The organism is Rudaea sp. (genome assembly GCF_047601565.1).
GTDB lineage: Bacteria > Pseudomonadota > Gammaproteobacteria > Xanthomonadales > Rhodanobacteraceae > Rudaea.
In genome coordinates this window covers 2992300-3004217 of the sequence record NZ_JASGIY010000001.1, presented here as the reverse complement: position 1 = coordinate 3004217, position 11918 = coordinate 2992300, and the positions used below count along the sequence as shown (strand labels likewise).

Below are 11918 nucleotides of genomic sequence, written 5' to 3'. Positions count from 1 at the left end.
ACTAAAGGGGTCGTCTTATGCAAATTCCTACTGCCTTCATAAGCTCCACTCGCAATTCCTTTGCTCCCACGCTAATTGTTCTACTGTGCGCGATTTTGCTCGGCGCATGCGCGTCAAGTGCTGTCAAACCGGAAAATCCTCAAGTACTGAACCGCATGCATTCGATTGACGGCACTCGCATGGCAACCATGGTTGTATATCGCCCCAGCAACTTCATGGGGTCTGGATTGCGGCCAACGATCGAACTCGATGGCAAGGATCTAGCCAATATCGGCAACGGTCGGGTTTTCGTGTCTGGTATTTCGCCAGGACATCATGTCTTCGAAATGGATGATAAAAACTCTGGAACGGCAGTCGAACTGAAACCTGGCGACGAGATATATCTTAAGGTCGAAATTGTGCCTGGTTTCTGGAAGGGAGGCGGAAAAATAACGCAGGTCGCAGCTCAGCAAGGTATGTACGAAGCAATGCGCCTCGATCCAATCGAACCGAAGGAAATCGAAGATGTTTCGTATCGCCAGTAAGAGACGAATCTGACGCCTTTGCCTTTTTAGTCTCAACCTCCAAGTGCAACACCTTCGATCCGGTAAGGTGTCGTGATGGGAAGACAATATCAGCCCTTAGGTTGGGGGTAAGCGCAGCGAACCCCAACATCCATCCGGAAATGCTCGGTTCACGAAGCGTCGCCTGCGCGTTGGGATTCACTGCGCTCACCCCAACCTACCCTGCACTTCGTCGAGCTGCGCGCGCTCGACCTGGGCCTCGGGAAGAGTCTTGCTCGTGCGCGCGCCGAGTTCGCGCAATTTCTCGACCTGGCCGATCAGGTTGCCGCGTCCCGTTTCGAGCTTGCCCGAAGCCGACGCCAGCGCATTGCGCGCGGCGTCGAGCTTGGCCTTGGCGTCGTTCAAATCGTCGATAAAGCCGACGAACTTGTCGTAGAGCCTGCCGGCGCGGTCGGCGATCTCGGCGACGTTGCGGTTGCGGTCGTCATTGCGCCACAGGCTCGCCACGGTTTGCAGCGTCGCGAGCAGGGTCGAGGTGGTGACGATGACGACCTGTTTTTCCAGCGCGAACGCATGCAGGGCATCGTCGCAATGCACGGCCTCGATGTAGGCGGCCTCGACCGGCACGAACATCAGCACGAATTCGAGGGAATTGACGCCGGGCAAGTCGCTGTAGCGCTTGTCGGCGAGTTCCTTGACGTGTCCACGCAGGGAAGCGAGATGCGCCGCGAGCTGCGTGCCGCGCTCGGCATCGTCGGTCGCCGCGCAATAGCGCTCGTAGGCGGTCAGCGACACCTTCGCATCGACGACGATGTCGCGGCCCTCGGGCAGGCGCACGATCACATCGGGACGCGCGCGGCCGCCGGCCTCGTTCTCGAACGTCGCCTGCGTTTCGTACTGCCTGCCCTTCTGCAGGCCGGACGCTTCGAGCAGGCGTTCGAGCACGAGTTCGCCCCACGCACCCTGCGCCTTGCTTTCGCGCGTCAGCGCGCGCGTGAGGTTGCGCGCGTCCTCGTCGATGCGCTGGTTGAGGTTCCTGAGCGCATCGATTTCGGCCTTGAGCAATTGGCGCTCGCGGCTTTCCTTGTCGTAGACCTCGCCGACCTGTTTTCTGAAGCCGTCGAGTTGCTCGCGTAGCGGGCCGAGCAGGCTGCCGAGCTGGGTCTGGTTCTGTTCGGTGAACTTCCTGCTTTTCTCTTCGAGCAGATCGCCGGCCAGCGCCTTGAACTGGTCGCTGAGGTTTTCGCGCACGCGTTCGAGCAGCGTGATCTTTTCCGCCGCGGCCTGCTGATGCTCCTGCATGCGCGTCGCGGTTTCGGTCACGCGCTGTTCGGCGCGCTGCGTCGCCTCGCGCCACTTCTGCGCTTCCGCACGCGCGGCCGCGAGTTCGGCTTCGAGCGGACCGAGGCGTTCGAGCCGGCCAGCCAGGTTCGCGCGTTCGTTGCCGAGCGCGAACACGGTCTTGCGCTGCTCCGCCAATTCACGCGCGATCGCGTCGTATTCGCCCTGCAGGCGCCTCACGTCGTCGCTCGCCGCGTCGCGCTCCGAGGCGAGCTGCGTGATTTCCGCGTCGCGGCTCGTGCGGCCGCTCGCGAACGCGCGCGTGCGCACGAACGCCCACGCGAGCACCGCGCCGAGCACGAACGCCGCGAACGCGATAAGGCCCCACAGGGCATATTCGTTGGAGATCGTCGACACCGCCGTCCACCGCCGTCTTGAGAGGAGGCGATTGTGACAGCGCGGCGTCTCAGTTGGCGAGATCGCGGCAGTTCGCTCATCTGGTCAGGCGTCCGCGATCAGCGACGTCCTCTTCGTGTCGGGCAGGAAGACGTAGACGAGCAACGAACAGCCGATGCAGGCGGTCACGTACCAGTAGAAGCCGCTTTCGTGGCCGATCCGCTTGAACCATAGCGCGACCGTCTCGGCGCTGCCGCCGAAGATGGCGACGGCCAGCGCATACGGCAGCCCCACGCCGAGCGCGCGGATCTCGACCGGGAACAGTTCGGCCTTGACCACGGCGTTGATCGCCGTGTAGCCGCTGACCACGAGCAGCATCAGCATGATCAGCGCGAATGCCGCGTACGGGCTGCGCGTGGCCTGCAGGGCGCTCAGCACCGGCACGGTCAGCAGCACGCCGAACACGCCGAACGCGATCAGGATCGGGCGCCGGCCGATGTAGTCCGACAATCCGCCGACGAGCGGCTGCAGCAGCATGTAGCCGACCAGGGTCGCCGCGTTGACCAGCGTCGCCGTCTCTTTGTCGAGGCCGACGCTGAGCACAAGGAACTTCGACATGTACGTGGTGTAGGTGTAGAACGCTAGCGTGCCGCCCATCGTCAACCCGACCACGACCAGCGCCGCGCGCCAGTGCCTGGCCAGCAAGCCGAGCGAGCCCTCTTCGCGCCGCGCCTCGGCCTTGCCCTGGCTGCCGACGAAGGCGCCGGTCTCGGCCATGTTCCGGCGCAGGAACAGGGCGATCAGCGCCACGAGCGCGCCGATCGCGAACGGAATGCGCCAGCCCCACGCCTTGAGTTGATCCTCGCTGAGCACCCACTGCTGCAGAACGATCAGCACGGCGAGCGCGAGCAGTTGTCCCGCGATCAGGGTGACGTAGAGAAAACTCGACCAGAATCCGCGGCGTTCGCTCGTCGCCATCTCGGACAGGTAGGTCGCCGAACTGCCGTACTCGCCGCCGAGGCTCAGGCCCTGCAGTAGGCGCGCGAACACGAGCAGCACCGGCGCGGCGACGCCGATGCTCGCCCGCGTCGGGCACAGTGCGATCAGCAGCGAACCGGCGCACATCAGCACGATCGAGCGCATCAGCGCCGCGCGGCGGCCGTGGCGGTCGGCATAGCGGCCGAAGTACCAGCCGCCGATCGGACGCATCAGGAAACCGACCGCGAAGATCGCCGCCGCGTCGAGCGCCTGCGACACCGCGTCGCCCTGGGCGAAGAACGAGCGGGCGAAATACAGCGAGAACGACGTGTAGACGTACCAGTCGTAGTACTCGACAAGGTTGCCGATTGAACCGCCGACGATCGACTTCAGGCGCTGCAGCGCGGACAGCGGCGGCGCCGGAGCGGCGGCAATCGATACTTCAGCGTTGTTCATTCGGCCCTTCCGCCACGCGAAACCCGGGCCGCAATCTAGTCGCTGCGCCCGCAACGATCAATAGAGGGCGATGCCCGCGATTCGGGCGCAAGGCCGGATCAATGCACCGTGCCGCTGCCGCCCGTGCCGACGTCCGGAACGACCGCGGCGGGCGTCGCCGCTTCGGCCGTCGTTTCCGTCGGCTTGAACAGCAGCGACTGGTGCAGCCACAGCGACGCCAGATGCACGCGATGCTCGTGCGGCAGCGCGAACGCCACCCAGCCAAGGCCCGGATGACGTAGCATGAGCAGCACGCCGTTCGGCAGCGGCGAGGTGTGCCAGGCCGGATTGACGATCGCCTCGGCCTTCTCGGGCGGTTGCGCCGGCGGCGCCGGCTCCAGCGCCGCACGCCGCACCGCCGCGCGCGCGATCAGCTCGTCGAGCTCGGCGGCGGACAATTGGGAAACGTCGAAACTCATGCTATCTCCGCGTCGTTGCAATGGGATTTTGCAAGGTTAGCGCAATCGCCGGCCGTTCAAGGCCGCGCGCATGCGGCCCGGGCTTTCTTAATTTCGACGCAGCCATCCGCTATAGTGCCGCACGCATCGACGAACGACCGCCACGGAGCCGAGCTTTGAGCTACACCCCGCAACAATTCGCCGAACGCGCCGAAGCGATCGCCGCCGCCGGACGCAAGCTCGGCGCGCAAGGTCTGACGCCGGCGACGAGCAGCAATTTTTCGATGCGCCTCGACGCGGAGCATCTCGCGATCACGATCTCGGGCCGCGACAAGGGCGCGCTGACCGCGGACGACATCATGGTCGTCGACCGCAGCGGTAACGCCGTCGGCACGTCGGCGCGGCCCTCGGCGGAAACGCTGCTGCACACGCAGATCTACGCGCGCTTTGCCGGCGCGAACGCGGTCCTGCACACGCATTCGCGCACGCAGACGGTGGCCTCGCGCCTGTACGCGCGCGAAGGCGTGATCCGCTTTTCCGGCTACGAGCTGCAGAAGGCGATCGCCGGCCACACCACGCACGAGTCGCATATCGATCTGCCGGTTTTTCCCAACACCCAGCACATGCCCGAACTCGTCGAAAAGGTGGATACTTGGATTGCCGCCGGCAAGCCGCTATATGGTTATCTGATCGACGGCCACGGCATCTACACCTGGGGCCGCGACATGGCCGAGACCGAACGGCACATCGAGGCGTTCGAATTCCTGCTCGGCTGCGAGCTGGACCTGCGCCGATTCAGACAGTGAGGGTTGAGACATGAGCGAACTTCGCATCTATTCCGACGCCGACGGCAGCGCGCCGCTCGGCACCTACACGGCGCACGCCGACATCGCGCGCGAGCTCGGCAAGGTCGGCGTGCGCTTCGAGCGGTGGGAAGCTTCCAAACCGGTCGTCCCCGGCGCGAGCCAGGACGAAGTCATCGCCGCCTACCGCGCGGACATCGAACGCCTGCAGCGCGAAGAAGGCTACCAGGCGGTCGACGTGATCAGCCTCAAGCCCGATCACCCGGATCGCGCCGCGCTGCGTGCGAAATTCCTCAACGAACACACGCACTCGGAAGACGAAGTGCGCTTCTTCGTCGCCGGCCGCGGCCAGTTCACGCTGCACATCGACAATAAAGTGTACGAGGTGCTCTGCGTGCAGGGCGACCTGATCGGCGTGCCCGACGGCACGCGCCACTGGTTCGACATGAGCGAGGCGCCCTACTTCGTCGCGATCCGCCTGTTCACGAACAAGGAAGGCTGGGTCGCGAACTTCACCGGCAACGACATCGCCGGGAAATTCCCCCGCCTCGCCGCGCAGCCGCTGGCCGCATGAACGTATTGAACGGAATCAGCGCCGTCGTCACCGACATCGAAGGCACCACGAGTTCGATCGACTTCGTCAAGGACGTGCTGTTCCCCTACGCGCGCGCGCGCCTGCCGGCCTTCGTCGAAACCCACGCCGACCGGCCCGAGGTGCAGCACTGGCTGCACGAGGCCGCGCGCGAGGCGGGCCTCGTCTGCGCGAGCTGGCAGGAGATCGTCGACCTGCTGATCCGCTGGATCGACGAGGACCGCAAGGCGACGCCGCTCAAGGCCTTGCAGGGCCTGATCTGGGAGGACGGCTACGCGAGCGGCGAGTTCCGGGGCCACGTCTATCCCGAGGTCAGGGAAAATCTGGAAAAGTGGAAAAAGCAAGGAATCCACTTGTACGTCTACTCGTCCGGCTCGGTCACTGCGCAAAAACTGCTGTTCGGGCACAGCGAGGCCGGCGACCTCACGCCCTTATTCTCGGGATATTTCGACACCGAAATCGGCGGCAAGCGTGAAGCAGATTCCTACCGGCGCATTGCTGAGGCGGTCGGCCTGCCGCCAGATCAAATCCTGTTCCTGTCCGACCTCGTTCAGGAACTCGATGCCGCCGACGCAGCCGGCTTCCGCACCATCCAACTCGTGCGACCCTCCACGCAGGTTATTTCGACTCGACATGAGAAAGTGGAAGATTTCAACCGAATTTCAATCGGTTAGATTTGAATTGTCAAGTTGATTTTCGGGTCGCGTCTACGGCCGGACACGCGATATCGGAGGCGGTTGCCGCACCGGATGAATGAAATTTCATACGCCGCAGCGCAACGCGGTATTTGTTAAAATATCGCTATTGCACCATTTTGTAGCGTCAATCCGGCCTTGACCCGCACGCCCACCCGCCTGTTCTTCGCTTTCTCCCTCGCTGTCGCTCTGAGCGCAGCCGCGGTCGGCACGGACACGCAGCGACCCGATGCGCCAGCGGTTGCCCAGTCCGGCAGCGGCGACGATGACACCGACCAACCCGTCATCTGGCCGGCCAACGTCGGCTCGCCCGAACAGGTGATCTACGCCCAGCCGCAGCGCATGCAGGACGCGATCGACAAGCTCGCGCCGCGCACGCCGGGCAAGACCAACCTCTACCTGATCTCCTTCGCCGGCGACGGCGAGGAGAACGTATTCCGCAACGAGGTCGAATACGTCGAGAAACTCTTCGTCGAGCGCTTCGATGCCAGAGGACACGTGCTGACCCTGGTCAACAACCCGAACACGCTCGACCGCCGTCCGATCGCCAGCCTGTCCAATCTCGAGCTCGCGGTCGACGGACTCGGCAAGAAGCTCGATCCGGACGACGACGTGCTGATGGTGTTCATCACCACGCACGGCTCGCGCGCGCACGAACTCTACATCAGCCTCGACCCGCTGCCGCTCGACCAGATCGTACCCGAGGACCTGGCCGACCTGTTTTCCGATTCGCCGATCAAGCACCGCGTCTTCGTGATTTCGGCCTGCTATTCGGGCGGCTTCATCGATGCGCTCAAGAACGACGACACGATGATCATCGCCGCCGCGCGCGGCGATCGCGCCTCGTTCGGCTGCGGCACCACCTCGGACATCACCGATTTCGGCCGCGCCTTCTTCGTCGACGCGCTCAACCGCACGGCGTCGTTCACCGACGCGTTCGCCGACGCGAAGAAGGAGATCGACATCTGGGAGACGCGCGATCAGCAAATCCACTCGCTGCCGCAGATCGCGACCACGCCGTCGATCGAAGCGAGCCTCAAGAAATGGCGCGACGGCTTCAAGCCGGGGCCGGCCGTGCCGTTCCGCGCTCCACCGCGCGAGCGGAACAAGCCTTCAAGACCCGTCGGCAACAAGTCCTCCACCGAAGCGCGCTGAGCGGCACGTAAGCTCTCCGCTTGCCATCTTTTCCTGCATGACGTCTGATCTGCTCTGGCTTGCGCCGTTCGGCGTAGGCTGAAAGAGTCTGTAATCTGAACTGGGTAACTGCTTCTTGAGCGAGAATGCGGCGAAGCCGCGAGGAGCAGAGGACGACGACGAAGCTGGACGAAGCGATGCTGGAGGGCCTGACGTCCGATTGCAAGACGCCGCAGGACGTGCCCGACATCGAACGATGTCATCGTCGCAACCCTGCCGCCGCAACCCAACGATTGCCAGTATCCGGTGACGGTTTCGGGATTCAGTATTTCGATTACGGCGGACCATTGCACGGGGGCTGGGGTCGTATCCACCAGTTCTCCGACCACAACGATCGGAAAACTGCCTACCGGTACCTACTCAGTCGTTTGGATCACTTCCAATGGGACCTACAATGCGACATTGACGGTCGCTTACTTGGATCCACGGGCTCCCGCTCTTTCCCTCACGGGAATATTGCTGCTCGTCGGCACGGTCTTGCTGGTGGGATTGGGCATGACCGGCCCACGTTCGACGTCGACGGATAGCGGGCGAACGGACAATCCGGGCAGACGGGCAACAGCACCGTCAGCCGGTATTCTGCATCCCGGCCGAAATGCCGTTGACGGTGGCGACGAGCGCGGCGAACAGCGCATCGTCCTCGCGATTGCCGGCGCGCCAGCGTGCGACGAGATCGACCTGCATCAGGTTCATCGGATCGAGGTAAGGATTGCGCAGGCGGATCGACAAAGCCAGGCGCGGATCCTCGGCGAGTACGCGGTCGGTACCCTTGAGGCGCAGGATCCACGCTTCCGCGTGCGCGAACTCGGCTTCGATGCGGGCGAAGAATTTTTCGTGCAGCGGGCCGGCCAGACGCGAGAATGCGGCGGCGATGGCGAGATCGGACTTCGCCATCACCATCTCGACGTCGTCGAGCATGGTGCGGAAGAACGGCCAGCGCTGCGCCATCTCGCACAGCACGTCCTCGCCGACTTCGGCCGCGGCTTTTTCCAGCGCGGTGCCGACGCCGTACCAGCCGGTCAGCCCGGCGCGGTTCTGGGTCCACGCGAACACCCACGGGATCGCGCGCAGGTTGTCGATCGAACCCGAGCCGCGCCGCGACGGGCGGGAGCCGAGCGTCATGCGTTCGATCACGTCGATCGGCGTCGCGGCGCGGAAATAGTCGACGAAACCCTCGTCGCGAACGAGCGCGCGATACGCCTGCGCGCCGTACCTGGCCGCCACCTCGATCGCAACCCGCCACTGAGCCTCGCGCGGTTCGGGCGGGCGCGGCCGCAGCGATGCCCACAGCACCGCGCCGACGGTCTGCTCGAGATTGCGCAAGGCGAGCGCGCGGATGCCGAACTTGCGGTGGATCACCTCGCCCTGCTCGGTCACGCGCAGGCGGCCGCCGATCGAGCCGCGCGGCGAGGCGATCACCGCGCGCGTGGTCTTGCCGCCGCCGCGGCTGACCGAGCCGCCGCGGCCGTGGAAGAACGCGATGCGCACGCCGGCGCTTTGTGCAATTTTCAACAATTCCACTTGCGCATTCTGCAGCGCCCACCGCGAGGCGACGATGCCGCCGTCCTTGCTCGAATCGGAATAGCCGAGCATCACGGTCTGGCGGTCGTCGCGCGCGGCCAGATGCGCACGGTAGACCGGATCGGCGAACAGCGCGGACAAGGTCTGCGGCGCGTGTTCGAGATCGTCGACCGTCTCGAACAGCGGCGCGATGTCGAGCGGCACCTGGCCGTGCCCGTCGACGAATTGCGCGCGCCGCGCGAGGGCGAGCACGGCAAGCACGTCGGCCGCGCTGCGCGCCATGCTGATGATGTAGAGGCCGATCGCGCCGGCGCCGTAAGCGTCGCGCGCGTAGGCGAGCTGGTCGAACACGGCGTCGAGCATCGCGCCCTTGTCGTCGGCCGGCTCGGGCAGTTCGACATCGCCGCGCGCGTACGCTTCGAGCTTTTCGGCCTGTGCCGCCGCATCGCGCGTTTCCCATTCGCCGTCGCCGAGCGAGGCCGCGAGCGCCGCCGCATGCACGCGCGAATCCTGGCGCACGTCGAGCCGCGCGAGATGGAAGCCGAACGTGCGCACGCGCCAGAGCAGGCGGCGCACCGAGAACCAGCCGGCGTTGCGCCCCTTGTTCGCGCGCAGGCTGTCGGCGATCAACTGGATATCGGCGAGCAGTTCCGCGGCCGAGCCATAGGCCGCCTCCTTCTCGCTCACCGTCGCCTGCAGGCGCGCGCGTACGAACGCGAGCAGCACGCGATACGGCATGTCCGCGTAGCGCGGATTGATCGCCGCGGCGATTTGCGTCAGTTGCGCGCGATAGTGATCGATACGCGCGAACACGGCGGCATCGAACTGGGTATGGCCAACCGTCTGGCTCAGCTCGCGCGCGAGTTCGACGATCTCCGCGTCGTAGCGGCGCAGCGCGAGTTCGCGTTGCGCGCGCAGCGTCGCCGCGATCGTGTCGGCGTTGACGTTCGGATTGCCGTCCATGTCGCCGCCGACCCAGGAACCGAAGCGCAGCATCGTCGGCAGCGGCAACGTCTCGCCGTAGACTTCGTTGAGCGCCGATTCGAAGACTTCGTAGAACACCGGCACGACGCGGTACAGCGGTCCGCCGAGATAGAAGCCGACGTGCTCGAACTCGTCCTGCACGCGCGGCCGCGCGCGCGCCGCGTCGGCGGTCTGCCAGCCCGCGGTCAGCGCCATGCGCAGGCGCGCGAGATCGGCCTCGCGCTCGTGCGGCGTGCGCTGCGCGTCGAGGTCGGCGATCAGGCAGCGGAAGATGATCTGCTCTTTTTCGAGCAGGGTGCGGCGCACGGCTTCGGTCGGATGCGCGGTGAACACCGGCTCGATATCGAGCCGGGTCAGCCATGCGGAAATTTCTTCGAGGCCGACACCGGCGGCCTTCAGGCGCCGCAATACGTCCTTGAGGCTGTCGGGCTGCGCGGTCGCACCCGAGCGCTCGTAGTCGCGGCGGCGGCGAATGCGGTGCACGCGCTCGGCGATGTTGACGACCTGGAAATACGTCGCGAACGCGCGCGTCAGCTGCTCCGCGAGCTGCGGCTCGAGTCCCGACACTTCCGAGGCGAGCGCCTCGGGCGACTCGCCCGCGCTGCGCAGCCGGATCGCCGCCGTGCGGATCGCCTCCACCTTCGCAAAGAAGGCGTGCCCCAACTGCTCCGCCAGCATGTCGCCCACCGTCGCTCCGAGCCGGCGCACGTCCTCGCGCAGCGGCCCGTCGGTCGGCAGGAAATCGATTTCGCGTCGCTTGTTGAAGGCCACCCGCAGTACCCACAGATTGCTCGATCCGGGGTACTTTGCCATGAATTTGTGCGACGCAACAGTCCGCCCGATCAGGCCATTCGGACGTCCAAACGCTCAATCCTCGCCGGGCTGCGGTTTGTCGCGGGTCAGCATGCGCGAGGCGATCGATTCGCCGACCAGCTTGCCGTCCTCGATCGCGATCGTCGCTTCGGCAACGGGTTGGTGGACGCTGCGGGTTTTCAAATCGATGCTGCCTTCCGCACCGAGTTGGATGAGGCGGATGCCGGCGATCGACAGCGGCTTGCCCGCGGCGAGGACGATCGCGGCTTGCTGCGGCTGCACGACCCACGCGCTGCCGGCGGAACCGGCGGCGAGATGCCCGATGCCGTCGACGCCGATCAGCAGCGCGGTCTTTTCGTCGACGCCGATGCCGAAGATGCTGCCCGCGGCGCGGTCTGCCGCCACGGAACGCAGGCGCGCAAGGAAGGTGATCAGGCGGCCGAGCCGATGGCGCTGGGAAAAGTGCGTGTCGGTGATGACGTCGTCGAGGAAACGGTAGTGGAGAAAGTCGCTCTCCAGGGTCACGCCCTTGTTGAGCGGATCGGCAAGCGCGACTTTCGATTCCAGGCTGCCGCCGTCGAGCGCGCCGTAGCTGTAGTGGCCGAGAATCGCGAGCCCTGCGCTCGAACCGCCGATCGGACGGTTCGCGGCGACGTGCACATCGAGCGCCGCCTGCACCGGCGTGCCCTTCCAGTCGCGGATGTAGCGCGACTGGTCGCCGCCGGCGAGGAAGATGCCGTCGGCGCCTTCGATGATCTTCGCCACGCGCGGATCGTTCGCCGCCTCGCGGTCGCGGAACGAAATCGTCTCGACCGAAGTCACCGGCCCCCAGCGGCTCACGAACAGATCGCCGTAGTAATTGCCGAGCTCCGCGTCGAACGGCGCATCGGCGTCGGCCGCGCGCAGGACGACGATGCGACCGTGACCCGCATGGTCGGCAATGAAACGGAATGCCGCATCGACGTTGCCACCTCCGCCCATCAGCGCAAGACCGAATTCGGTATGCGCGGCCCGGGGCTTCGCGGGATCGCCGCTGACGAAGTAGTCGAAATTCCTGTCGCGATAGCTCTTCGCGGCCGCGGCCTTGGCGACGCCGCCGTCGGCGGCCTGCGCGAACGGAGCGCAGACGATCAGGATCAGGGAGAAAAGAGCCGCGATGGTACGGATGCGCATGCGACGGACGTCCTCGTTGGCAATGACGATTCCATGACGAATCCGGTGCCGGATTTTGAAATGCCCCCGAATTTCAATCCGAAGCCGCATAA

General features: G+C 65.3%; 10 protein-coding genes. 5 read left to right on the top strand and 5 right to left on the bottom strand.

Features of this window, described 5'->3' with window-relative positions; genetic code table 11:
- Positions 1-155: 155 nt before the first annotated feature.
- On the top strand, positions 156-524 hold the full coding sequence (locus tag QM741_RS13120) for a hypothetical protein (RefSeq protein ID WP_415208125.1): 369 nt from the start codon (positions 156-158) through the stop codon (positions 522-524).
- 186 nt (positions 525-710) lie between these two features.
- Here QM741_RS13120 and rmuC read toward each other — a convergent pair whose 3' ends face one another.
- The 3 genes from rmuC to QM741_RS13105 form a co-directional block, all read right to left on the bottom strand.
- On the bottom strand, positions 711-2201 hold the full coding sequence (gene rmuC / locus QM741_RS13115; RefSeq protein ID WP_415208124.1) for a DNA recombination protein RmuC: 1491 nt from the start codon (positions 2199-2201) through the stop codon (positions 711-713).
- Positions 2202-2285: 84 nt separating this feature from the next.
- Complete coding sequence (locus tag QM741_RS13110; RefSeq protein WP_415208123.1) at positions 2286-3614, bottom strand: MFS transporter; 1329 nt, start codon at positions 3612-3614, stop codon at positions 2286-2288.
- 98 nt (positions 3615-3712) lie between these two features.
- A complete protein-coding gene (locus tag QM741_RS13105) occupies positions 3713-4072 on the bottom strand; it encodes a hypothetical protein (protein WP_415208122.1) in 360 nt (119 codons plus the stop codon).
- A gap of 155 nt (positions 4073-4227) precedes the next feature.
- Between QM741_RS13105 and QM741_RS13100 the strand changes: the two genes are divergently transcribed.
- The 4 genes from QM741_RS13100 to QM741_RS13085 all read left to right on the top strand — a co-directional run bounded on the left by QM741_RS13100 (position 4228) and on the right by QM741_RS13085 (position 7296).
- Complete coding sequence (locus QM741_RS13100) at positions 4228-4857, top strand: methylthioribulose 1-phosphate dehydratase (protein ID WP_415208121.1); 630 nt, start codon at positions 4228-4230, stop codon at positions 4855-4857.
- Positions 4858-4867: 10 nt separating this feature from the next.
- Complete coding sequence (locus QM741_RS13095; RefSeq protein ID WP_415208120.1) at positions 4868-5428, top strand: 1,2-dihydroxy-3-keto-5-methylthiopentene dioxygenase; 561 nt, start codon at positions 4868-4870, stop codon at positions 5426-5428.
- Positions 5425-6120, top strand: coding sequence for an acireductone synthase (gene mtnC / locus QM741_RS13090; RefSeq protein ID WP_415208119.1), 696 nt, complete (start codon positions 5425-5427; stop codon positions 6118-6120). Before QM741_RS13095 ends, mtnC begins: the two co-directional genes overlap by 4 nt.
- A 159-nt stretch (positions 6121-6279) precedes the next feature.
- Positions 6280-7296, top strand: coding sequence for a C13 family peptidase (locus tag QM741_RS13085; protein WP_415208118.1), 1017 nt, complete (start codon positions 6280-6282; stop codon positions 7294-7296).
- 606 nt (positions 7297-7902) lie between these two features.
- Here QM741_RS13085 and ppc read toward each other — a convergent pair.
- Both ppc and QM741_RS13075 read right to left on the bottom strand, forming a co-directional pair.
- Entirely contained in the window at positions 7903-10653 is a 2751-nt protein-coding gene (gene ppc, locus QM741_RS13080; RefSeq protein ID WP_415208117.1) for a phosphoenolpyruvate carboxylase, read from the bottom strand.
- 54 nt (positions 10654-10707) lie between these two features.
- Positions 10708-11826, bottom strand: a complete 1119-nt coding sequence (locus tag QM741_RS13075; RefSeq protein WP_415208116.1) for a cyanophycinase — start codon at positions 11824-11826, stop codon at positions 10708-10710.
- Between the last annotated feature and the right edge of the window lie 92 nt (positions 11827-11918).

Excerpts from the sequence above, each read along its gene's own strand:
- QM741_RS13075 (WP_415208116.1), bottom strand. The coding sequence starts at position 11,826 with ATGCGCATCCGTACCATCGCGGCTCTTTTCTCCCTGATCCTGATCGTC.
- QM741_RS13120 (WP_415208125.1), top strand. The coding sequence starts at position 156 with ATGCATTCGATTGACGGCACTCGCATGGCAACCATGGTTGTATATCGC.
- mtnC (WP_415208119.1), top strand. The coding sequence starts at position 5,425 with ATGAACGTATTGAACGGAATCAGCGCCGTCGTCACCGACATCGAAGGC.
- QM741_RS13110 (WP_415208123.1), bottom strand. The coding sequence starts at position 3,614 with ATGAACAACGCTGAAGTATCGATTGCCGCCGCTCCGGCGCCGCCGCTG.
- QM741_RS13105 (WP_415208122.1), bottom strand. The coding sequence starts at position 4,072 with ATGAGTTTCGACGTTTCCCAATTGTCCGCCGCCGAGCTCGACGAGCTG.
- QM741_RS13095 (WP_415208120.1), top strand. The coding sequence starts at position 4,868 with ATGAGCGAACTTCGCATCTATTCCGACGCCGACGGCAGCGCGCCGCTC.
- ppc (WP_415208117.1), bottom strand. The coding sequence starts at position 10,653 with ATGGCAAAGTACCCCGGATCGAGCAATCTGTGGGTACTGCGGGTGGCC.